The 24,034-nt window shown below is 64.2% G+C and carries 12 protein-coding genes and 2 pseudogenes; 1 reads left to right on the plus strand and 13 read right to left on the minus strand.

Going from position 1 to position 24,034, the window contains the following annotated elements; translation table 11 throughout:
* The 5 genes and pseudogenes from ACN0X6_RS11170 to tam all read right to left on the minus strand — a co-directional run.
* Positions 1 to 402, minus strand: a pseudogene (locus ACN0X6_RS11170) (sel1 repeat family protein); the annotation flags it as partial.
* The gene (locus ACN0X6_RS11175; protein ID WP_417703942.1) at positions 402 to 2,315 is read right to left on the minus strand and encodes a phospholipase D-like domain-containing protein; all 1,914 of its coding nucleotides are present in this window, start codon (positions 2,313 to 2,315) and stop codon (positions 402 to 404) included. The pseudogene ACN0X6_RS11170 and the gene ACN0X6_RS11175, both read right to left, overlap by 1 nt.
* The gene (locus tag ACN0X6_RS11180; RefSeq protein WP_417703944.1) at positions 2,312 to 5,026 is read right to left on the minus strand and encodes a type VI secretion system Vgr family protein; all 2,715 of its coding nucleotides are present in this window, start codon (positions 5,024 to 5,026) and stop codon (positions 2,312 to 2,314) included. The genes ACN0X6_RS11175 and ACN0X6_RS11180 overlap by 4 nt, the downstream gene beginning before the upstream one ends.
* A 3-nt stretch (positions 5,027 to 5,029) precedes the next feature.
* Positions 5,030 to 5,284, minus strand: a pseudogene (locus tag ACN0X6_RS11185) (hypothetical protein); the annotation flags it as partial.
* 518 nt (positions 5,285 to 5,802) lie between these two features.
* The gene (gene tam, locus ACN0X6_RS11190) at positions 5,803 to 6,564 is read right to left on the minus strand and encodes a trans-aconitate 2-methyltransferase (RefSeq protein WP_417703946.1); all 762 of its coding nucleotides are present in this window, start codon (positions 6,562 to 6,564) and stop codon (positions 5,803 to 5,805) included.
* Positions 6,565 to 6,888: 324 nt separating this feature from the next.
* Between tam and ACN0X6_RS11195 the strand changes: the two genes are divergently transcribed.
* Entirely contained in the window at positions 6,889 to 7,896 is a 1,008-nt protein-coding gene (locus ACN0X6_RS11195) for a TRAP transporter substrate-binding protein (RefSeq protein ID WP_417703948.1), read from the plus strand.
* A 55-nt stretch (positions 7,897 to 7,951) separates the two neighbouring features.
* On the opposite strand, the gene ACN0X6_RS11200 is transcribed toward ACN0X6_RS11195, so the two are convergent.
* From ACN0X6_RS11200 to ACN0X6_RS11235, 8 genes are all read right to left on the minus strand, one after another.
* Positions 7,952 to 9,415, minus strand: coding sequence for an efflux transporter outer membrane subunit (locus ACN0X6_RS11200; protein WP_417703950.1), 1,464 nt, complete (start codon positions 9,413 to 9,415; stop codon positions 7,952 to 7,954).
* A complete protein-coding gene (locus tag ACN0X6_RS11205) occupies positions 9,412 to 12,516 on the minus strand; it encodes an efflux RND transporter permease subunit (RefSeq protein WP_417703951.1) in 3,105 nt (1,034 codons plus the stop codon). The genes ACN0X6_RS11200 and ACN0X6_RS11205 overlap by 4 nt, the downstream gene beginning before the upstream one ends.
* A gap of 106 nt (positions 12,517 to 12,622) precedes the next feature.
* The gene (locus ACN0X6_RS11210; RefSeq protein WP_417703953.1) at positions 12,623 to 15,715 is read right to left on the minus strand and encodes an MdtB/MuxB family multidrug efflux RND transporter permease subunit; all 3,093 of its coding nucleotides are present in this window, start codon (positions 15,713 to 15,715) and stop codon (positions 12,623 to 12,625) included.
* A complete protein-coding gene (locus ACN0X6_RS11215; RefSeq protein WP_417703955.1) occupies positions 15,712 to 16,941 on the minus strand; it encodes an MdtA/MuxA family multidrug efflux RND transporter periplasmic adaptor subunit in 1,230 nt (409 codons plus the stop codon). Before ACN0X6_RS11215 ends, ACN0X6_RS11210 begins: the two co-directional genes overlap by 4 nt.
* Before the next feature lie 212 nt (positions 16,942 to 17,153).
* Positions 17,154 to 17,654 (minus strand): thiol peroxidase, encoded by a 501-nt coding sequence (tpx, locus tag ACN0X6_RS11220; protein ID WP_417703957.1) that lies wholly within the window; start codon positions 17,652 to 17,654, stop codon positions 17,154 to 17,156.
* 174 nt (positions 17,655 to 17,828) lie between these two features.
* Positions 17,829 to 21,512 carry a translocation/assembly module TamB domain-containing protein gene (locus ACN0X6_RS11225; protein WP_417703958.1) on the minus strand — a complete coding sequence of 1,228 codons (3,684 nt, stop codon included), beginning with the start codon at positions 21,510 to 21,512 and terminating at the stop codon, positions 17,829 to 17,831.
* Complete coding sequence (locus tag ACN0X6_RS11230; RefSeq protein WP_417703960.1) at positions 21,509 to 23,236, minus strand: autotransporter assembly complex protein TamA; 1,728 nt, start codon at positions 23,234 to 23,236, stop codon at positions 21,509 to 21,511. Before ACN0X6_RS11230 ends, ACN0X6_RS11225 begins: the two co-directional genes overlap by 4 nt.
* 68 nt (positions 23,237 to 23,304) lie before the next feature.
* Positions 23,305 to 23,949 carry a GNAT family N-acetyltransferase gene (locus ACN0X6_RS11235; RefSeq protein ID WP_417703961.1) on the minus strand — a complete coding sequence of 215 codons (645 nt, stop codon included), beginning with the start codon at positions 23,947 to 23,949 and terminating at the stop codon, positions 23,305 to 23,307.
* Between the last annotated feature and the right edge of the window lie 85 nt (positions 23,950 to 24,034).

The raw sequence follows: 24,034 nt of genomic DNA on the forward strand, positions 1-24,034 counted from the left end.
GGCATAGCCGGCACCGAGCCTGGCGTCGATCAGTTGCTCGGTCAGGCGCATACGTTCGCTGCTGTACAGCTTGAAAAAGCCCTGCCGGGCACCGTTCTGCAGGTTGATATTGGCCTTGGCATGGCCGTGCTCGGCAGCGATGCGGTAAAGCCACTCGACCTGCACATCCACCGCCGGGTCTTCCTTGAGCTGGTTGTTCTTCTGCAACCAGCGGGCGTAGTGGAACAACGTGTCGCTGTCCGCCGTGGGCGTCGGGAAGTCTTCATGTTTACAGGTGAAGGCCAGGTTGGCGCGAATCTGGGTAAGCGGGTCCACGGTGAAATCCTTTTGCGGAACAGTGACGGCGCTGCCGGAATCACAGCCAGCGAGCAGCAGACAGACGAGCAGAAACAGTCGGTACATCAATCCTTGTTCTCCAGCGTTGTCGGGTCATAGAAGAACTCGATGATGGGGGCATCGGGCACACCATTCCTCTTGTCGTTCTGAAGGGCTTTGTTTCTATTGAGGATCTCACCCCATTCGTCGAACGCCTGTTTCGGGTCATCCTGCGCCCCCTTCCCACGGGTATGCAGACTCCAGAGGCGCTGCCGCATGGGCTGAGTCACCTCGGCATTCTCGTGGGCGATATTCATCTCGCTGTCCACCTGCATGCTGCGGGTGTTGATATTGGCCGAGCCGTGGGTGGTGAAGACGTCATCGACGATCAGCAGCTTGGAGTGGATGTACACCGGCATCCAGGCACCAGCAGGAGAGTCGTTGGCCACCAGGGAGCAGATATGGACCTTCAGGCCGGGACGCTCCGCTGGGCGCTGGACCGGGTTCCGCTCGATGGCTTCGATTTCCTGTTCGAGTTCGATCTGGCGTAGACGCGCGCGCTCGTCGACCTCGCGCTGCGCGTCACGCGCTCTTTCACCCAAGTCTGTCCCGCTCAGGGCATCAGGTAGCGCTGTCGCCCACTCAATGACCTTGCGCTCGACGCGCTCAGACCAGGCAGGCTCGAACTTGGCGGCACGCTGTTTGGCCTGTTCGATACGACGCAGCTTGGTGACGCTGGGCATACCGTCTTCGCGGCCCAACAGTTCGAGCATGCGCTGGGTGTTGACGATGCCGGGGCCCACACCGTCCTTGTTGGCGTTGGTGACCACGAACAGGTGCAAGGCGCCATGAGTGCCGGGGTCTCGACCCTTGTTGGTCTGGACCTTGGCGACGTTCAGGATGGCCTCTGCCAGGGCCGGCCAGCGGAAGTACTGGTTTTCGATGTAGATGAACTGGGTGGCGTTGTTGATCGCCTGCAAGTAGAGCTGCTCAATATCGCGCTTGCCTTCCTGAGGTTGGGTGCGCAGAAGTTGGGCCATGGTCAACGCGTCTTCCTCGCCCAGCGGCAACTGCTGCGCGACTGTATCGGCGTTGCGCGATAGAAAGAGGTCTTCTCCGGTTTCCCGACGCCAGGAGGAGGCGAAATTGTGGTGCAGGTGTGCCAGTATCGGCCCGGTGACACGGCAGGAAATATCCTGGCGCGGCAGGCGACCGCGCGCACCTCGGTTGGGGAGAGGTCGGTCGGTGTAGGTACGCCCCCAGGCCGAGTGCTGGTCAGTGTCCCAATACTCGTCAAGCATGTTGTGGCCCATGACGAAACCGACGGCAAGCTCGGGGACTTCGTAATCGACAAGAACCGTCTTCTGGTGGTGGCTGGGGGCCCCAGCCATCATAGATATCGTCGTTTTGCTGAGGTCCGGGTCAAGGCTGTGCAGAGCCGCCTGATAGGCGATTTCGGCGCGTTGCAGCGGGTCGAAGCCACGGCTGACGAACACCGGGCAATCCTTGGTCCAAAACGTCGCCTCCAGACCCCAGGCGGAACACTCACGGAACCAGTGGCGGTCAAAGGCATATTGTTCGTCTGTGGCGGTTTGCCCCTCGCGGTCACCGATTCGCACCGTCCCCTTGCCCGGCAGGTTGGATTCCCCCGTCGCCTTTCCCGTCAAATTGAAAGGTGCTTCCCAACCCAGGATTCGCACACGCACCGGGTTTTTCTTGTCCTTTGCCTTGGCCATGAGCAGTTCGCCAATGCTTGGGTGCTCGCCATCACGAATGAAGTACATCGAGGGCTGAAAGCCCCAGCAAATGATGTCCACGGACTTCTTCGCATTGGCGATGGCTTTATGTACGGCGTGAAAGGCTTCCTCGCCATTGATCAAAGGCTTGTAGGTGGCAGGCAGGGGCCGGTATTCGGTGTCGAAGACGAACCAGGGGTTCATGCACATCACTTCCTGGGTGTGCTTCAGCGCCAGCGGGGCGACAATTTCGCGCGGCTTCATGAGGCTTCTCCTTTGCGCTTGTTCTTTTCTTCCAGTAGCCCGGCGTAGTCGTTGCGATGATCTGTGTGCGAAGCGGGCAGGCCGATCTCGGGATCGTCGCTGGCCGCGGGGTGATGGTTGAAGCCACGATTGGCCAAGTGCCCCTGCTCGGGATTGCGGTACTCCTCGGGCACTGGAATCTGGTAGGTGACGCCATTGGCCATCTCCAGCCGGTACTGGCGGGTAATCACCTGATGCTCGAAGGTCAGGAAGCCGGTTTGGTCCAGAACGCCCTGCTCAATTGGCGCACCATCAGCGAATAGGGTGTAAGGCATACCCGCCCAGTTTGATTGCAGCGCGCCGGGCGCTCGCGATATGCGGACCTTTATGCGCTGCGCGGATTCGAGCTTCGGATACTCGGGATGCGTAGCCAGCATGCTGGCCGGCCCTTGATGATCGAACTGCGCCGACTTGATCAGGTAGTCGCCCTGGGTGCCGGACTCGATACCGTGCTGGTCAAGGGCGATGTAGGTGCCAGCGGCGTTGAGGAGGATTTTCTTCTTCGCGGTGATATGGATTTCATCCTCGCTGCTGACGATGTCCAGCCCCATGCGCGCGAGAATTTCCATGCGGTCGTTCTGCGCCTGAATCTGCACCGCACCCTGGTTGGCGATGAGCTTCATGCCCAGCTTGCGCACGAACAGGCTCAGGCCTTCGCCCACGCCGATGAACAGGCGCTTGACCACGCTGATGTCGGCTTCGTTGCCGGCGTTGAGCATCAGATTGCGCTCGGCGGCCAGTTGCAGGTGCTGGCCGCTGGTCACGGCAATGCCCTGCGGGGCGCTGATCAGCGCCACCGCGGCTTGCAGGTTGTCCAGGCGTTCGCTGAGCAGGGTCAACTGCGCCTGAACATCCGCCGGGTCGGCTTTGGCGGTTTCAGCGTCGGCGGAGAGCTTCCGGATTTCATCGCCGGCCTGCTTGAGCCGAGCGACGGCTTCCTGCATGGCGAGTACTTGCCCCTGCGCTCCGGGCTGCACATCGGCACTGATGAACACACCCTTGCCGGCGCGCACCGAGCCCCAGCCATCGGTGCGCAGCTCGAAGCCTTCGCCGCGTTTCTGCTTCTTGGCATCCACCAGATGCCCCAGGTTGAGCTGGCTCTTGCCGGAGTACTCGGTGCTGACCTTGATGTGTTCCTGCCCGCGCGTGTCGTCCAGGCGAATTTTGTTGTTGGTGGGCGTTCTCAGTACGTTGCGCTTGTGGTTGTGGATGGTGACGTGGTCAGGCTCGAGGTTGGTGTGCAGGGCATGGGCGATGAACGGCCTATCCGGGTCGCCCTGCTCGAAGGCCACCGCCACTTCGGTGCCGGCCAGCAAGGGCATGTGCAAGCCGTAGGTGTCGCCGGCATAGGGCCGCGCCAGGCGCAGCCACATGCTCTCGCGGCCGGCTGGCCAGGTATCCCGGTCGAACAGGAAGTTGACGCGGTAGCGCCCTTGTCCATCGATATGGCTGTAGGGGTCGTTGCGCTGCGGGCTGGTGATGCGCGCGGGCACGGTGCCGGCGATGCGCGGCTTGCTCGGCACCGGCGGGCGGAAGGCGATGTGGCCGTCGGGGATGGCTTCGAAGCGGAGGTCGAAGCTGCGATCACGGGCAGCCGTGCAGTGGCTGCGGACGATCAGCGCGCCTTGGCTGAACGCTGCCGGTGCGCCGCCTGTCACCTTGAGCACCCAGCCGGGGGCCAGGGCGGCGTCGCTGCTGGCACCGCTCAGGCGGAGCTGGTCATTCAGGTAGCGCTCGTGGGCCAGCTGCGCGTAGAAGACGCCGCTCTCGGCGTGGTCTTCCTCATCGCCACGGGCATGGGGATCGCCGAGGCTCTGGTAGTGCTCGTCGGCGTAGTGGTAGGCCTCGCCGTAGGTGGTGGCGGCGCCACGCGTCAGGTCGGCCTGGCCGTCAAGGTTGGCGCCGGCATCGCGCGAGTAGTAGGCGCGGGTGCTGACCACTTGCTGGACGACCTGGTGGCTGGCCTGCAGGTCCCAGACGGCATCCTGGCCGGTGGCTTGCAGCCCGCTCAGGGGCCGCAGCGGCAGGCTGATATCACGTTGGTAGTGCATGGGCGAGTCCTTGAACTCGACCACGTCGATTCTCAAGCGCGCGTCCATGCTGAAGCTGAACCAGATGCCGCGCTCGGCGCAGAGCCGCTTGATGTAGGCCAGGTCCGACTCGCCGTACTGCAGCAGTTGGTCATGCTGCTTGTAGGTTCTGCCGAGGTCGATGAGAAAATCCTGCCCGCGCCAGCCATGTCGCCGCAGGATGGTTTCCACCACCTCGGGCACGCTCTGGTTCTGGTAGATGCGGTACTGGCAGGTCTTGTCCAGCAGCGACAGGCGCGGCTCCAGCCTGAGCTCGTAACGGGCTTCGTCCCTGGAGGCCGAAAGCCGCCGGAATCCTGTGATGACCCCGTGCAAGGTGCGCAGCGGCGCGAGCGCTGGCGGCGTGTAGCCGCGAATGATCAGCGCGGGCGGCGCTGCGTGCAGACTGAAGCTGGCCTCCTTGCCGAGCAGGGTGTCGGCGGCAATGTCGAGACTCGGGCTGGTCACCTCGATGGCGTAGCAGAAGGTCTCGCTGAGTGCCTCGGTGCCGGAAAACGCGAGCACGTCCAACGGGGCGCTCTGGTCAGCCACCGTGAGCCTATGCCGGCTGTGGTCGAAGAAGGGGCGTATCTCGCTGAGCATGGATCAGACCTCCGCGCGTTCGAGAGCCAAGGGCTCTTCGCTGAATGCCAGGGCGATGCCGTCGTCAGCGCTGTAACCCAGGCTGACGGCGGTGGCTTGGCGCTGGCTGGCTTGGCGCTGCAGCAGTTGCTGGCTCAGCACCGGCAGGATTTGCTGGTTGAGCAGGCTGTCGATGTTGCGCGCGCCGCTGTCGGGCAGCAGGCAGGCATCGACGATGGCCTGGTTGAGGCCATCGTCGATACGGCAGGTAATGCCGTAGGCGCTGCTATTGGCGATAGTCGATGCGCGCTATGACCTGAACTCCGGCCCAGCGACGCTTTGTAGGTGATAAAAACCCAGCGATATATAAGATTTTTCTTAAAGCTCGATCTTGTTGCGGTATCGCCAGAACTTACTGTCACTCGGGCGGATTTCTATACAGAGGTTGCGTTCATCACTGAGCTTGCACGGCTTATCACAAGGCGTGGCCCGGCAGATCTGGAGACCGGCCAACGCCGTGACGGGTATCTCTGGCAGGTGGCACGCCCCACTTGAATACCCGTTTTTTCATTGCTGCACCGGCACGCCGGAGGATGGTGTCGGACACAGACGCCGCGCAGACCTTGGCCTTGCTGGATGCTGGGACGTAAACAGGGTGCGCATATGAACGAAAAGCCCCGCTAACTGCGGGGCTTGTGCTTTTGATAGTCGCGGCTAAAGCCCCTCCCACAGGTCATCATGAACTCCGTGGGAGGGGCTTCAGCCGCGACAGTCACCTGCCCCGGATTGAATCCGGGCTAGCGCCGGGCCACCAGAAACAGACGCGGAAATGGCAGCAACACCCGACCATCGGCCTGCGCCGGATAGGCTTCGCTGATCGCCGCCTGATAACGCTCGAGGAAAGCAGCCTGCTGCTCGGCATCCAGCGGCTGCAGGAACGGCAGCAACGCCGTTGACTTGAACCACTGCACCACCGCCGTGGCATTGTCCAGCACATGGAAGTAGGTGGTACGCCAGATATCCAGTTCGCAGGCCTGGGCGCCGAGGATGTCGTAGTAGGCTTGCGCACTGTGCCGCTCGGCATGGCGCACCTCGCCGATTCGCGCAGCCCAAGGTCCTTCGGCGGCCACTTCACGGGCCAGGCGATGCGCCGGCTCCTGCAGGTTGTCCGGTGTCTGGGTCGCCAGCCAGCCACCCGGCGCCAGTTGCGCCAGCAACCTCGGGTAGAGCTGCGCGTGATCGGGCAGCCATTGCAGCGAGGCATTGGCCAGGATCAGCTGCGGTGCGCTGTCGGCCCGCCAGTGCTGGATATCCGCCAACTGGAAGCTAACCTGGGGCAGCCGCTGACGCGCTGCCCGCAGCATGTCTTCACTGCTGTCGATACCTATCACCCGCGCTTGTGGCGCATGAGATTGCAATACGGCAGTTGAATTACCGGGGCCGCAGCCCAGGTCGACAGCCAGCTCGAGGTCATCACGCGGCACCGCCGCCAGCAGATCATGCACAGGGCGGGTACGCTGGCGTTCGAACAGGGAATACTGCTGGGCGGACCAACTCATCGCATCACTCCTCGATTTCAATCATGGGCCGCAGGATAACAGGCTGACCGAACCCACAAGGTTTTCGCTGAAACCGGCAAGTTTCCGCTTTCGCCCGGCATGGACATGGCGGATATCCGCCACCCACTGTGCGACACGTCACACCCCTTTCCACACGCCAGACAGCCTTGGCGGAAGTTCGCCACACTGGCATAAGCCTTGCGATGGTAAGTCGCCAGCTTCGCTCAAGCCACGATAGCTACCAGGGACTGAGCGACCGCCAAAGTGACCAACACGACGTGGCCGAAAAGGCTCCGCAACCTGATAAGAAGAAAAGGAAGCAGTATGTTCAATACCCTTCGTGCCATGGCCGTGTGCGCCATGGCGTGCGCCTCTCTCAGCGCCACCAGCGCGCTGGCCGATGAACCTATCCTGATCAAGTTCTCGCACGTCGTGGCCGATGCCACTCCCAAGGGCCAGGGCGCGCTGCTGTTCAAGCAGCTGGTCGAGGAACGTCTGGCCGGCAAGGTGAAGGTCGAGGTCTACCCGAACTCCAGCCTCTACGGCGACGCCAACGAGCTGGAAGCGCTGCGCAACAACGATGTTCAGTTGCTGGCGCCGTCTCTGGCGAAGTTCGAGCAGTACACCAAGCAACTGCAGGTGTTCGACCTGCCGTTCCTGTTCGATGATCTGGATGCGGTCAACCGTTTCCAGAAACGCGCCAAGGGCCGCCAACTGCTGCGCTCGATGGAAGAGCACAATATTGTCGGCCTGGCTTACTGGCATAACGGCATGAAGCAGCTTTCCGCCACTCGCGCGCTGAACATGCCCGGGGATGCCAATGGTCTGAGCTTCCGCATTCAGCCCTCGGCGGTGCTGCAGGCACAATTCGGTCAGGTGGGCGCAAATAGTCAGAAACTGCCCTTCTCCGAAGTCTTCAAGGCGCTGCAGAGTGGCCAGGTGCAGGGGGCGGAAAATCCCTGGTCGAACATCTACAGCCAGAAGCTGCATGAAGTGCAGCCCTTCATCAGCGAAACCAACCATGGCGTGCTGGACTACATGCTGGTGAGCAATTCGCGCTTCTGGTACGGCATCCCGCATCAGATCCGCATGGAGCTGGAAGGCATCATCGATGAGGTCACCTACGCGGTGAACAAACAGGCCGAAGCCGCCAACCAGGCCGATCGCCAGCGCATCGTGGATTCCGGTCGCAGCCAGGTCATCAACCTGACGGCCGAGCAGCGTCAGGCCTGGCGCGATGCGATGCGTCCGGTATGGCAACAGTTCGAAGGGCAGATTGGCAGTGACGTGATCAAGGCGGCGCAGACGGTGAACCGCAAGCATCGCGAGTGACTCTCAGCCGGCATGGCGGAAAACCGCCGTGCCGGTTGCTTGCTCCCTTCACAGACTAAGGCGCCTGCTGCAGTCGCTCCACCTGCCAGCCGCCACCCAGGGCAGCGATCAACTGCACACTGGCCGTCAGTCGGCTACCGAGAAGCGTGAGGTTGCTGCGCTCGTTGTTCAGTGCGGTCGCCTGCACGGTGACCACGCTGTTGTAGTCGACGGTACCGGCACGGTACTGGTTCTCGATCAGGCGCAGCGACTCACGCGCCGCATCCAGCGCCTCCTGCTGCACCCCGCTCTCCTGCTCCAGCACGCGCAGCTGCACCAGGTAATCCTCCACCTCACGGAAGCTGTCCAGCACGGCCTGGCGGTATTGCGCCACGGTCTGGTCATAGGCGGCTTCGCTGCGCTCCAGCTCCGCACGTCGCGCGCCGCCGTCGAACAGGGTCAGTGCCAGTTGCGGGCCAAGCGACCAGAAGCGGTTTGGCACCTCGATCCAGTCGGCGAAGCTGCTGCCACGATAGCCACCGCCGGCCGAGATGCTCAGGTCGGGGAACCAGGCTGCCTCCGCCACGCCGATCTGCGCGTTGGCCGCCATCACCCGGCGTTCGGCAGCGGCAACGTCAGGGCGGCGTTCGAGCAACTGCGACGGCAGCGCCACGGGTACCTCGGGCAAAGCTGGCAGACTTTCGCGCGGTGCGATGGACAGCTCCGCCGGGCTGACGCCGACCAGCACGGCAATGGCATGTTCGAGCTGCGCGCGCTGCCACTCGAGATCGATGGCCTGCGCCTGCGTGCTCTTGAGCTGGGTGGTGGCCTGGCTCACGTCGGACCTGGGCACGATGCCGGCCCGATACTGGTTCTCGGTCAGGCGCAGCGAGCGCGCGTAGGCGGCCACTGTCGCGTCGAGCAAACGCTTCTGCTCATCGAGAATGCGCAGTTGCAGGTAGTTCTGCACCAACTCGCTCTGCAGACTCAGCCGCGCAGCGGCAAGGTCGGCGGCGCTGGCCTCGAATTCGGCGCGGCTGGCCTCCAGGCCCCGGCGCAGCTTGCCCCAGATATCCAGCTCCCAGGCTGCATTGAGGCTGAGGTCATAGCTCTTGGAAATGCTCGATGCTCCAGAACCGCTGACGGTGACGCCATCGGCGGTACGGAGGGTGCTGTCACCGCCGCCCTGCCCGGCTCGGGTCACCCCGGCGCTGCCGGACAGCGTTGGGTAGAAGCTGGCCCGCGCACCGCGCACCAGTGCGCGCGCCTGGCGGTACTGGGCCTCGGCTGCCGCCAGGTTCTGGTTGGACAGCTGCAGGCGCTCGGCCAGCGCATCGAGCTCGGCATCACCATACAGTGCCCACCAGTTGCCACGCTCCAGGGCGTCTGCCGGCGCGGCCGCCTTCCAGCCCTCGACCTGTTTGAACTGCACAGGTGCCGCCAGTTCGGGGCGCTGGTAATCAGGGCCCAGGGTGCAGCCGCCAAGCACGCCGGCCAGCAGCAAGGAGACGAGGGTTCGGGCGAAAGTAACTTGGTTCATAGCGGATTTTCCAACGAAGCATCGGTGCGCACGCCGCGCCAGCGGTTGACGCGATGGCGCAGGCGGTCGAAGTAGAGGTAGACCACCGGAGTGGTGTAGAGGGTCAGCATCTGGCTCAACACCAGGCCACCGACGATGGTGATACCCAGCGGCTGGCGCATTTCAGAACCCTCGGCACTGCCCAGCACCAGCGGCAAGGCGCCAAGAATCGCGGCCAGGGTAGTCATCATGATCGGCCGGAAACGCAGCAGGCAGGCCTGACGAATGGACTCCTGCGGGCTGAGGCGTTCGCCCCGCTCCAGTTGCAGGGCCAGATCGACCATCAGAATGGCGTTCTTCTTGACGATACCGATCAGCAGGAACAGCCCCAGCAGCGAAATCAGGCTGAACTCCATGCCGACCAGTTGCAGCGCGAGCAAGGCGCCAACCCCGGCAGACGGCAAGGTCGAGAGGATGGTCAGCGGGTGCACGTAGCTCTCGTAGAGCACGCCCAGCACGATGTACACCACCACCAGTGCCAGCAGGATCATCAGCGGCTGATTGCCCTGGGTCTGCTGGAACGCAGCGCCAGTGCCGCCCAGCATGCCCTGCACTTCGGTGGGCAGGCCGACCCGCGCCACGGCGGTCTCGATGGCGCGGCTGGCCTTATCCAGGCTGACGCCCTCGGCCAGGGAGAAGCCGATATTCTCGGCGGCGAACTGGCCCTGGTGGTTGACCCGATCCTCTTCCAGGCTGCGTTCCCAGCGGGCGAAGGTGGACAGCGGCACCCGAGCGCCATCGGCGGTGATCAGCTGAATCTGGTCCAGCGCCTCGGGATGCTGGGCGTAGCGCGGGTTGATCTCCATCACCACGCTGTACTGGTTCAGCGCCTCGTAGATGGTGGAAACCTGGCGCTGGCTGAAGGCGTTGTTGAGCACGGCGGTGATCATGCTCATCTCTACGCCCAGACGCTGCGCAGCCTCGCGGTCGACGACCAGGCGAATCTGCTGGGCGCCCTCGTTCTCGTTGGCGTCGATATCGGTCAGCTCGGGCAGCGCGCGCAACGCCTCACGCACCTCCGGCAGCCACGTCCGCAGGAGGTCGAGATCGCCCGAGAGCAGCATGTATTCGTTCTCCGAGCTGCGCCCCTCGCGCCCACCGATCTGCAGATCCTGATCCGGCATGAGGAACATGCGCCCACCGGGCACCTTCGGCACAGTGGCGCGCAGGCGATTGATGACCTGCTGCGACGACACGCCGCGCGCCTCCACCGGCTTCAGCCGCACGATCATGAAGGCGTTGTTGATTCCCCCCGAGCCACCGATAAAGCCCGCGACGCTTTCCACCGCCGGGTCGGCCAGTACGGCATTGCGGAAGATCTCCATCTTCGGCTGCATGACCTGGAACGACAGGCCGTCATCACCACGGATGAACCCGATCAATTGGCCGGTATCCTGCTGCGGCATGAAGGTCTTGGGGATGCTGACGAACAGGTAGACGTTCAGCGCGATGGTGGCCAGCAGGCTGATCACCATCAGCAGCGAATGGCGCAGCGCCCAGTCCAGCGAACGCCCGTAGACGGCCAGAATCCGTGCCTGCAGGCGGTCGCCCCATTGCTGCAGAGGTCCGCGTGGCTGTTCGTCCTCGGCCCTGAGCCAGCGCGCGCACAGCATCGGCGTCAAGGTCAGCGACACCAGCAGGGAAATCACCACCGCCACTGCCAGGGTGATGGAGAACTCGCGGAACAACCGTTCGACGATACCGCCCATGAACAGGATGGAGATGAACACCGCCACCAGCGACAGGTTCATCGACAGCAGGGTGAAGCCCACCTCGCGCGTGCCTTTGAAGGCCGCTGCCATCGGTTTCTCGCCGTTATGGATGTGCCGGGCGATGTTCTCCAGCACCACGATGGCATCGTCCACCACCAGCCCGGTGGCGATGATCAGCGCCATCAGCGACAGGTTGTTCAGCGAGAAGCCCAGCAGGTACATGGCGGCGAAACTGCCGATCAGCGACACCGGCACCGCCAGCGCCGGAATCAGCGCTGCGCGCCAGCGCCCGAGGAACGCCAGCACCACCAGGATCACCAGGCCCACGGCAATCAGCAGGGTCTGCTCGGCCTCATGCAGTGTGGCGCGGATCACCGGCGAGCGATCCATCGCCACCTCCAGTTCGACGCTGGCGGGGATCACTTCGCGCAGCGCCGGCAGCTCGGCGCGGATGTCGCTGATGGTCTGCAGGATATTCGCCCCGCTCTGCCGGTTGATCACCAGCAGCACCGCCTCCTTGTCGTTGTAGAAGCCGCTGTTGTAGCGGTCCTCGACGCCATCGGTAACCGTGGCTACATCGCCCAGGCGCACGGCGGCGCCGTCCTGGTAGCGGATGATCATCGGCAGGTAATCGGCGGCCTTGGCCAGCTGATCGCTGGCCTGCACCTGCCAGCGGCGCTGCGCATCCTCGACCGCGCCCTTGGGCCGCAGGGCGTTGCTGGCCGCGATGGTCTGGCGCACTTCGTCCAGCGCGATGCCATAGTGATCGAGCAGGCGCGGCTCCAGGGAAACCCGTACCGCCGGCAGCGAACTGCCACCGACCTGCACCTCGCCCACGCCACCGACCTGGGACAGCTTCTGCGCCAGGATGGTCGAGGCCACGTCGTACAGCTGGCCCTTGTTCAGCGTGGCACTGGTCAGCGACAGCACCATGATCGGTGCCTGCGACGGGTTGATCTTGCGATAGCTGGGCATGGTGCGCATGCCGCTGGGCAGCAGTTCGCGCGCCGCGTTGATCGCCGCCTGGACCTCGCGCGCGGCGGTGTTGATGTCCTTGTCCAGATCGAACTGGATCATGATCCGCGTGCTGCCCTGGCTGCTGCGGCTGTTCATCTGGCTGACCCCGGCGATCGAGCCGAGCGAGCGCTCCAGCGGCGTGGCCACGGTCGACGCCATGATCTGCGGGCTGGCACCTGGCAGGCTGGCCTGCACGGTGATGGTGGGGAAATCCATCTGTGGCAGCGGCGCCACCGGCAGCAGGCCGAAGCTGACGCCACCGAGCAGCATGATCGCCAGGCTCAGCAGCAGGGTCGCCACCGGGCGACGAATGAAAGGCGCGGAGAGGTTCATGCGTGATGGGCCCCGCCAAGGCTTCGCCAATCCTGTAGGAGCGGCTTCAGCCGCGAACAGGCCGACGCAGGAAATTCGCGGCTGAAGCCGCTCCCACGCCGGAGGCTCATACCGCCACCCCGGCGGCGCTGCGCCCGCTGACGCGCCGCGACAGGCGGTCGAAGTACAGGTAGATCACCGGCGTGGTGAACAGCGTCAGCACCTGACTGACCAGCAGGCCGCCGACCATCACCAGGCCCAGCGGCTGGCGCAGCTCGGCGCCGGAGCCCGAGGCGAGCATCAGCGGAATGGCGCCGAACAGCGCCGCCAGGGTGGTCATCAGGATCGGCCGAAAGCGCAGCAGCGCCGCCTGGTAGATCGCCGCCTCTGGCGCCATGCCCTGGTTGCGCTCGGCCTCGAGGGCGAAGTCGATCATCATGATCGCGTTCTTCTTGACGATGCCGATCAGCAGGATGATGCCGATGATGGCGATCAATCCCAGGTCGTTACCCGTCAGCAATAGCGCCAGCAGTGCCCCGACCCCCGCCGAAGGCAGGGTGGAAAGGATGGTGATCGGGTGGATGTAACTCTCGTAAAGCACACCGAGCACGATGTACATGGTGATGATGGCCGCCAGGATCAGCAGCAAGGTCGACGACAGCGATGCACGGAACGCTTCGGCAGCCCCCTGGAACTGGGTGTCGATGCCACCGGGCAGGCCGATTTCCTGCTCGACACGCTCGATCACGGCAACCGCCTCGCCCAGCGAGACGCCCGGCGCCAGGTTGAACGACAGGGTCACCGCCGGGAACTGACCGATATGGTTGATCAGCAGGCTGGCCGGGCGCTCCTCTATGTGCGCCAGGGACGACAATGGCACCTGCTGGCCGTCACCGGTGGCCACGTGAATCTGGCGCAGTGCGGCCAGGCCGATGCGCCCGCCATCGCGGCTTTCCAGCACCACGCGGTACTGGCTGGCCTGGGTGTAGATGGTGCTGATCTGGCGCTGGCCGAACGCGTCGTACAAGGCATCGTCGATGCTGCCAACGTTGATGCCCAGGCGCGCGGCGGCGTCGCGGTCGATGTCCAGGTACACCTGCAGACCACGGTTCTGCAGGTCGCTGGCCACGTCGGTCAGCTCCGGCTGCTCGCGCAGCGCTTCGACCAGACGCGGCGTCCAGGTTTCCAGCAACTGGCTGTCAGGCGACTCCAGGGTGAACTGGAACTGGGTGCGGCTGATGCGATCTTCGATGGTCAGGTCCTGCACCGGCTGCATGAACAGCTCGATACCGGGAATCTGCGCCAACTCCGGACGCAGACGCTCGATCACCTCACTGGCGGTGACATCGCGCTCGGCGTGGGTCTTCAGGTTGATCAGCAGGCGGCCGCTGTTGAGCGTCGGGTTGTCGCCGTCCACGCCAATCGAAGAGGACAGGCTTGCCACTGCCGGATCGCGCAGGATCACATCCGCCAGGCGCTGTTGACGCTCGCTCATGGCAGCAAAGGAGATCGACTGCGGGGCCTCGGAAATGCCCTGAATCACGCCGGTGTCCTGCACCGGGAAGAAGCCCTTGGGCACCGCCACATACAGCAGCACGGTCAGCCCCAGGGTCGCCACGGCCACCAACAGGGTCAGCGGCTGATGCTTGAGCACCCACTGCAACCACACGCCATAGCGCTCGATCATCGCATCGATGGCGCCACCGGCGGCACGATAGAAGCGCCCTTCCTGCTCGGGTTTCTCGGCCTTGAGCAGGCGCGCGCACATCATCGGCGTGAGAGTCAGCGACACCACCAGGGAAATCATGATGGCCACGGCCAGGGTGATGGCGAACTCGCGGAACAGGCGGCCGACCACATCGGCCATGAACAGCAACGGAATCAGTACGGCGATCAGCGACAGGGTCAGCGAGACCAGGGTGAAGCCGATCTGCCGGGCGCCCTTGAGCGCAGCGTTCAGCGGCGTCTCCCCCTCCTCCAGATGTCGGGCGATGTTCTCCAGCATGACGATGGCGTCGTCGACCACGAAACCGGTGGCGATGGTCAGCGCCATCAGCGTCAGGTTGTTGATGGTGAAGCCTGCCAGGTACATCACGCCGAAGGTGCCAATCAGCGACAGCGGCACGACGATGGACGGGATGATGGTCGCCGACAGCTTGCGCAGGAACAGGAACGTCACCATCACCACCAGGGCGATGGCCAGCAGCAGCTCGTGCTGCACGTCACGTACAGCGGCACGGATGGTCTGCGTACGGTCGGTCAGCACCTTGACCTCGACGCTAGCCGGCAGGCCTTCGGTCAGGTGCGGCAGCAGGGTCTGGATGCGATCGACCACGTCGATCACGTTGGCACCGGGTTGGCGCTGCACGTTGACCAGCACCGCCTGATTGCGGTTGGCCCAGGCAGCCAGGCGCTCGTTCTCGGCGCCATCGATGATCTCGGCGACATCCTTCAGACGCAGCGCCGAGCCGTTCTCGTAGTGGAGGATCAGCTCGCGGTATTCCTCGACGGATTTCAGCTGGTCGTTGGCATCGAGCTGGGATACCCGCGTGGGGCCATCGAAGTTACCCTTGGGCTGGTTGACGTTGCTGGCGGTGATCAGGCTGCGCACGTCGGCAAGGCTGAGCCCATAGGAAGCGAGTGCCTCCGGGTTGACGCGAATGCGCACCGCCGGACGCTGCCCGCCGGCCAGGGTCACCAGGCCGACACCGCTGGTTTGCGCCAGTTTCTGCGCCAGCCGGGTATCGACCAGATCGTTGACCTGCGGCAGCGGCATCGTCGCCGAACTTATCGCCAGGGTCAGTACCGGCGTGTCGGCCGGGTTGACCTTGTTGTACACCGGCGGCGCCGGCAGATCGCCGGGCAGCAGGTTGCTCGCCGCGTTGATCGCCGCCTGCACCTCCTGCTCGGCCACCGCCAGGGAAACGTCCAGGTTGAAGCGCAGGGTGATCACCGACGCGCCGCCCGAGCTGGTCGAGGACATCTGCTTGAGCCCGGCCATCTGCCCGAACTGGCGCTCCAGCGGCGCCGTCACGGCACTGGTCATCACATCCGGGCTGGCGCCGGGGTACAGGGTCAGCACGCGGATGGTCGGATAATCCACCTCCGGCAGCGCCGACACCGGCAGCAGGCGATAGGCGATCAGGCCGCTGAGGAAGATCGCCACCATCAACAGCGTGGTGGCGACCGGCCGCAGGATGAAGGGACGGGAGATGTTCATGCGTCGTTCCGCGCGGCGGCCCGGCTGGGCTCCCCCTGCCCTTCGCTGCCGGATTCCTGCACGGCAGTCGGGTCGACCACCTCCACTTCGCTGCCGTCACGCAGGCGGTCGGTACCTTCCATGACCAGCCGTTCGCCCTGCTGCACGCCCTCGTTGACCATGCTGCGTTCAGCATCGCTGGCCACGATGGTGACCGGGCGGATGCTCACCTTGTTATCGTCACCCACGACATAGACGAAGGTGCCCTGAGTGCCGAACTGCACCGCAGCGGACGGAATGATGGTGGCGGCCTCGCGGGTTTCAACGCGCAGACGCACGTTGACGAACTGATTGGGGAAGAGCATCTGCTCGGCGTTGTCGAAGCGCGCCTTGAGCTTGACCGTACCGGTGGTGGTGTCGATCTGGTTATCCAGGCTTTCCAGCACGCCTTCGGCCAGTTTCAGGCGCTCGCCACGGTCCCAGGCCTCGACGGCCAAAGTGGCGCCGTCGCGGCGGCGCTGCAGCACGGCAGGCAGGTCACCCTCGGGGATGGTGAAGATCACCGAGATGGGATCGGCCTGGGTTATCACCACCAGCGGCGTGGTATCACCGCTGCTGACCAGATTGCCGACATCCAGCTGGCGCAGCCCCAGACGACCGTCGATGGGGGCGCGAATCTGGGTGAAGTCGAGGTTGAGCTTGGCCGTGGCGACGTCGGCCTGGTTGCTCTGCAGGCTGCCACGGTACTGATTGACCAGCGCCTGCTGGGTGTCCAGGGTCTGCCTGGCGATGCTGTCTTCGTCGTACAGGCCCTTGTAGCGCTGCAGATCCAGCTCGGCATTCTTCAGCTGTGCCTGGTTTTCCTGCAGCGCCCCCTGCGCCTGCTGCAAGGCCACCTGATAAGGGCGTGGGTCGATCACCGCCAGCAGGTCGCCGGCCTTGACCTGCTGCCCCTCGTCGAACAGCACCTTGACCAGTTCCCCATCGACCCGCGAACGCACATTGACCGTGTTGTAGGACGTTACCGTGCCGAGTGCCTTGAGCTCGATGGCGAACTCACCCTGCCTGACCTCGGCCAGACGTACCGGCACCGGGCCCATGTCGCCGAAGCGACCACGGCCCATCTGCTGGCTTTCTGGCTCGCTCGGCCAGAACCACCACAGCAGCAGAAGCAAAATGGCGAGCAGCGTCAGGCCGATCAGCCATTGGCGGGAGGAATTCGAGGAGGAAGGGGAAGCATTCGACATGGCAGGCGCAATATCACTTTTGATGGGAGTCGGCACGATAAGCACTGGCCCGCGTCAAGCAAAGCCCATTTACCCGCTTTTTACCCTCCCCTTACGTTACTAAGTGTTTGTGTCCGCGATAAATTCTTGAGCTGGCAGTGCCCCGAAGGTTCGCCTGAGTACACAAATAAAAACGGCCTGCGAGGCAGGCCGTCCGTTTTTTTGCTTGCCGCTTACTTGAGCACGGCCAGGGCAGCTGCATAGTTCGGCTCGTCGGCGATTTCGCCGACCAGCTCGCTGTGCAGCACCTTGTCGTTTTCATCCAACACGACTACCGCACGAGCAGCCAGGCCGGTCAGCGGGCCGCTGGCAATGGCCACGCCGTAGTTCTTGAGGAAGTCGGCGCCACGCAGGGAAGACAGGTTGACCACGCTGTCCAGGCCTTCGGCACCGCAGAAGCGCGCCTGGGCGAATGGCAGATCGGCGGAGATGCACAGCACCACGGTGTTGTTCAGTTGGCCGGCCTCGGCGTTGAACTTGCGCACGGAGGTGGCGCAGGTCGGGGTGTCGACGCTGGGGAAGATGTTCAGCACCTTGCGCTTGCCGGCCAGGCTGGCCAGGGTGACGTCGCTCAGGTCACCAGCGACCAGGCTGAAGGCGGGCGCCTGTTGGCCGGCCTGCGGCAGTTGACCATCGACCTGCACCGGGTTGCCTTTGAGAGTGACTTGCGCCATGGGAGTTTCCTTATCGTTCAGGGAGTTGAAGGGCAAAAGTGTGACATGGGATTCGCCGAGGCGAAGGGTCCATCGAATGGCAGGTCACGGCCCGACCATGCGACCAGACTAGCGCAGAAGCGCCGGCGATACACCCGCAGCCGAGTAGGGATTTAGCAAGAGATCGCGCGATCATCAGAAATCCCGTCGATAGAACAGGTCGAGCGAACTGGCCAGGCCGCTGGCCGCTTCCAGATAAAGACGCCGGCTCAGCTCGTAACGCAAGGCGATGGTGTTGGCCGGCTCGAACACGCCTACGCCATAACGAAGACTGAGCCGCTCGGTGATATTGCCGCTGGCCACCACGCTGGTCGTCACGCCACTGCCCTCGGTGTCGAGCTGGAAATCCTGAATGCCCAGGCTGTTTGCCAGGCTGGTGGTGATGGAGCTGCTACCAGCCAGACCGAGCGCCAGCGCGGCCTGACCGAGCATGCTGTTGTCACCCGCACCTTGCCCCACAGGCCGGCCCAGCACCAGATAGGACAGCGCCTGCTCCTGGCTCATGGCCGGTTCGGCGAAGACCGTGGTACTGGGCCGCTCGGCACTGCCGGACAGGCGAATACCGGCCACCACCGTGTCAACCCGGCGAATCGCTTCCACATCGAGAAACGGCTGATCGATAGGTCCGGTGAACAACAGGCGCGCGCGCCGAATGGTCAGGCGCTGGCCGTAGGCGCTATAGCGCCCCTTGACCAGATCCAGCTCACCGCGGGTATCGAGGTTATCGCCGATGTGCACACGCCCACGCAGGTCGGCAGTCAGACCGAAACCGCTGAACGCCAGCTTGTCCTGCCCCACTTCGACATCGACATCCATGGCGATACCCAGGCCCTGCTCGACCTCGGGCACTTCACGCCCGACCACCCGCGCATCAGCGGAGACCTTGACGGTGGAAGGCGGCAGTTCACGTACGCTGATCAGGCCACGCGGCACACCCACCTTGCCGCTGACGGCCAGACGCTGGGCGCGCAGCTGCAATTGCAGATCGGGCTCGACTTCCAGCTCGGCATAGGGCTCGACCTTCACCGGCAAGCGCTGCCCCTGCACCGCCAGGTCACCGCTCAGCCCCTCGGCCCAGGTCAGTTCGCCACGCAGATTGCCACGCCCCTGCTCACCGCTGCGCCAGTCGCCGGAGAGCTGCACCTGCTCGCCCGCGATCAACGCCTGCAACTGCAGGTTCTCCAGGCTGATCGGCAGTTCGCTCCCGGACAGCTCGCCGCCATCCAGACGCAATTGGCCATTGATCTGGGGGTCCAGCAGATGGCCGGTTATGCTGCCGTTGCCCTGCAGTTTGCCTTCAAGCTTTTCCGCCATCGGCACGAAAGGACGCAGTACGGCCAGATCGAAACCACCAAGACGAAACTCACCGCTGACCGGCTTGCTCGCCGGGCGCGGATCGATCTGCGCTTGCAACACCAACTCACCCAGGCGGGCGCTGACGAAACGCAGTTGGCTTTCTACCCGTCGCGGGCGCAGCGTGCTGTCCAGACGCAGGCTGTCGTAAGGAAAATCCAGCCACTGCTCTTCATCCGGCTGACGAATACGCAGATTGCCAGCACCGGCATCGAGCACGACTTGGCCATTGGGGCCGCTCTCGGGTAGATCGACCTTGAGCTGACCATCCAGGCGCCCCTGCCAGGCGAAATCCTCAGGCAGCCAGGGTTGCAGGCTGGCCAGGGGGAAATTCTGCAGACGCCAGTCCAGGCTGGGCTGCGGCATCAGCCGTTGCTGCCCGCCGCACAGGCTGGCATCGCCGGCTTGCCAGCAATGCGCGCCGAGATTCAGGCGGCCGCTGGCCAGGCGCTCCAGCGTCGCAGCCTGCTGCAGTTGCCAGTCCTGGCCACCGCTCTGCACGCGACCACTGGCGATGCGCCCGCGCCAATCGCCCTGCTCGTTGAGGCTGCCGTCCAGGGCCAGGGCCAGTTGCAGCAGCGGGCCTTGCAACTCCACCTCCAGCGCCTGGCGGCGCTGATCGCCACGGCCATCGGCCTGCAAGCGCCCAAGATAGGTGTCGCCAATGCGGATACCGCGCACGTTCAAGGCGATGCGCGCCTGCTGACGGGCATCCAGCGTCGCGTCCAGTTGCAGGCGCCGCAGGCTGGGGTCACCAAAGGCCAGGCGCTCACCGCTCAGCGCAAGCTGGCCTTGCGGCGCCTGCAAGGTGCCGGCCAGGGACAGTTGGCCCTGCATCTGCCCTTGCAGACCGGGCCAGAGCCGTCCAAGACGCGGCAAGGCCAGCTCCAACTGCCCCCGCAGACGCGAATCCAGCGAGCCCTTGCCGCTGATCCGGTTGTCGCCCATGCGCACCAGCAGCCGCTCGAGCTGCCACTGCTCACCAGCGCCGGCACCCTTTATCTGCAATTGCGCCGGCTGGCCACGCAGGCGGCCATTGAGGTCGATATTGGCCGTGGCCTGTAGCGCACCGGCATTGAAGCTGCCCGAGCTGTTCAGCGGACCGGCGAGGCTGCCCGGCATCTGCGCCAGCCAGTAACCCGGGTCGAGGGCGCGAAGCTGCAGCATGGCCTGCCAGTCGAAACCTTCGGCAAAACCGACCTTGACCACACCCTCGGCGCGACCCTGGCCGGCCACCAGCTGCAGTTGCGGCAGACTGACCTGCTCGAGATCGCCACTGACCGGACTGCTCAGGCTGAAGTCCCCCGCCGGCCCCTGCAATTGCGCGGCGAAATTCCCCAGGTAATTGCCTTCGCTGTAGCTGACTTCGGCCTGAAGTTGCTGCAGTGCCACGGGCGGCGGCTGGTCCAGCGGGTACAAGCGCTGCCAGGGGAAGTCCAGCCAGTCGAGCGTGGCGTCGGCCTGAAACGCCTCGCTCCAGGCCAGCACTCCGGTGAGCTGCAGGTGCTGCTGATCCTCGGCCTCGATACGCAGCAATTCGATGTCCGCGCCCTTGGCATCGACCCGTCCGCGCAAGCTCAGCGGCATCGACGCCTGCTCGGCGGGCAGATTGGCGCTACCGTCGATTCGATAGCCGCTGCTCAGATCTCCCTTTGCCGACAAGGTCAGCGCCTGCAGGTGCAGCGTCTGCGGCAAGGCGCTGCTGGCCTGGAAATCCTGGCTGGTCAGGCGCAGTTCGGCGGGCAGATGCTCGGCCAGCGCCTGCACCTGCCCTTCGAGACGGGCGTCGAGATAGCCGCTGCTATCGGCCTCGACCTTCAAGCTGCGTTGCAATTCGCCGCCCACCTGCAGCGCCACCTGCCAGGCCTTGCCATCGACTTCCGGCAACTGCAGGCGGCCGCTCAGGGCCATCGGCCAATTGCCCTGCGGTGTCAGTTGACCGCTGACGTCCAGGCTCAGGTCATCGCGCTGCAAGGCCAGGCGCTGCAGCTCCATGCCCTGCTCGTTCCAACTGGCGATCAGTTGCAGATCGCTCAGTTGCGCCTGGCCGTCCAGACGCAGTTCGCCCAGCTGAATATCGCCCATCTGCAAGCGCAGTGGCAGTTTGAGATTCGGCAGGCTCAGCGGTTCGCTGCTCGGTTCACCGTTTGGCGGCAGGTTTAGTGCCGCCTGCTGCAGATGCAGACGCTCGACGCACAGCGTCAGACGCAACAGACAGGACGGCGACCAGGCCATATCCAGCTGCTGCAACTCCACACGCAGCTCGCCCTGCTGCCAGATCAGCGCATCCGCCTGCCAGGCACCGCCCAGGCGCCCGGCGAAGCTGTCGACCTGCAGGCCCGGCACCTGCGCCAGCAGCCAGCGGCTGCCCGCCTGGGTGCCGAGCAGCGTCCACAACAGGGCGACGACCACCAGCACCAGACACAACAGGCCGGCAGCCAGGCCTTTCAGCAGGCGCCGGGTCATAGCTCAGGCCCCATGGAGAAATGCAGGCGTACGCCGCCGTCGTCATCCAGCGCATGGGCGAGGTCCAGGCGCAGCGGGCCAACCGGCGAAACCCAACGCACGCCGAAGCCGACCCCGGTCTTCAAGGTGGGAATGTCCAGCGAATTGAAGGAATTGCCCTGGTCGATGAAGGTCGCCAGACGCCATTTGTCGGTGAGGCTGTACTGGTACTCGGCACTGGCGGCGAACAGGTAGCGGCCACCGATCTTGTCGCCCTGGTTATTCTCCGGCGACAGGCTCTGGTAGTCGTAGCCGCGCACACTCTGATCGCCACCGGCGAAGAAACGCAGCGACGGCGGTACGGCGGAGAACCCATTGGTTTCAGTACCGCCGAACTGCACCCGACCCAACAGGCGATGATTGTCGAATACGGTGGTCAGGCCCTTGAGCATCACATTGCCATGCAGCACATTGGCATCGGACAGCACGCCATCGACAGCGCCGCTCAGGTCGAACTGCACACGATAGCCCTGGTTCGGGTCGAGGCGGTTGTCGCTGTGCAGCAACGAATAGCTGACGCCCGGCATCAACAGGGTGCTCAGCCCTGAATCGTCACCCAGGCGATATTCCTCACGCTGCCATTTCACCGACAGCACGCGTTGCCAGCCACCGGGACGCTGGCTGTACCATTCCGGGCCGAGGGTGAGCAGCCGGCTCAGGCTGTCCTTGCTGGCCAGTTCTTCATATTGATAGCCGCCGGCCAGGCGCAGCTTGTCGGTCAGCGGCGGATCACCGGGAATGTCGTACCACAGACCGACGTTCTGCCGCGGGGCGGACAATTCGCTTTCAACCCCGTAGCTATGCCCCTGCGGATTGCGCCAGTGACGCGTCCAGTTGGCACGCAGGCGCGGCCCGACGTCGGTGGAAAATCCCAGCCCCAGCCCCATGCTGCGCGGCTCACGCACCTGCAGCGCCACCGCCACGGGAATGCGCAACTGGTCGGCCTGGGTCGGGATGGCATCGACCCGTACCGACTCGAAATAGCCGCTGGACTGCAGCGCCTGATACAGCTCGGCGATCAACTCGGAGTCGTAAGGTGTGTCCGCCTCGAACGGCACCATGCGCAGCAGCAACTCTTCATCGAACGGGAAGTCGCCGCTGAAGGCGATATCGCCCAGGCTGTAGCGCGGCCCGCTGACGAACACCAGTTCGATATCGGCAATCCCGGCCGGCGGATCGATTTCCAGGCGCTGCCGCGAGAATCGACCGTCGAAGAAGCCGTAGCGCGAGGCCTGATTCTGGATCAGCCGTTTGGCGTCTTCGTAACGTCCATGGTTGAGCGCCGAACCGGCTTTCAAGCGGCTGGCACTGGGGACGCGAAAGGCTGGCAGTTCCCTGGCCGGACCTTCGATGCGGATGTCGACGTTGCGCAGGCGAATGCGTTCGCCTGGCTCCACCTCGAGCACCAGGCGCGGCGTTTCGCCCTCCTCGATACGGCTACGAATGCGCGCCTGGTAATAGCCCAGGGCCTGAGCCGCCTTGTCGGCCTCGCTCTCGGCGATGCGACGCAAACGCCGCAACGACTGTGCATCGCGCCCGTCGAAGGCGCCGACATAACCTTCAATATTGGCCTTGAGAGCCGAATTGTTCGGGGTGATTCGTACGTCCAGCTCGCCCGCTGCGAAAGCGCCGGTACTGATCAGCAGCAGCGCCAGGCTGCACCGAAAATGTCCATATACACTCATGGCGGAGGATGCTACCACGGAGCAGAGCCCTTGCCAGAGCCGTTGCATGTGCGCCAGCCAGCCGGAGTTCAGGCGCTGGCTCTGACCACCGGTTGCGGGTTGGGGTGAAAGAACACGTGTTCGACCACCGGGCCAATGGCCAGCTCGCCGATTTCCTCGTAGCCCTGGCGCCGGTAGAACTCCAGATAGCGAGCATTGCCGGTGTCCAGCACTACGCCTTGCGAGCCGCTGTCCTGCGCGCACCAGTCATGCAGCGCTTCGAGCAACTGCTCGCCGCGATGTTGCCCCTGAAACTCGGGGTGAATACCCAGTAGCGGCAGCACGTGGTAAGGCCCGGGCGGCAGACTGGTAAGCACCGCATCGTGGTATTCGAGATAGCGCTTGGTGCAGCTGAAGCCGGTGCTCAGCAGCATGCGCAGACGCCAACCCCAGCTTTCGGTGATATCCAGGCGGCGCTGCGGTGGAGCGATCAGTGCCGCGCCGATCAGACGATCATCGATCAGCAGGCCGATGGCCGGCAGATCTTCGGCGAAGTGCCGCTGCACCAGTTCGCGAATCGTCGCGCGTACACGCTGATCAAAACCCGGTCGCTGCGCGTCGAACAGATAAGCGAAGGTCGGCTCATGACGATAGGCATGGTAGAGCAGCGAACGGACCTCGCGGGCGTAACCCCCATCGAGCATGCGCACTTCTGCTGGAGCGTTGTTGGGCATGGCGGACCTCTGTTGTTATGCGTTGTGGGTCAAGCGCGTTCCAGCCAACTTAGCACCAGCGCATGACACCCGCCAGGCGCTGGCC

This window comes from Pseudomonas sp. (assembly GCF_048269965.1).
Lineage (GTDB): Bacteria > Pseudomonadota > Gammaproteobacteria > Pseudomonadales > Pseudomonadaceae > Aquipseudomonas.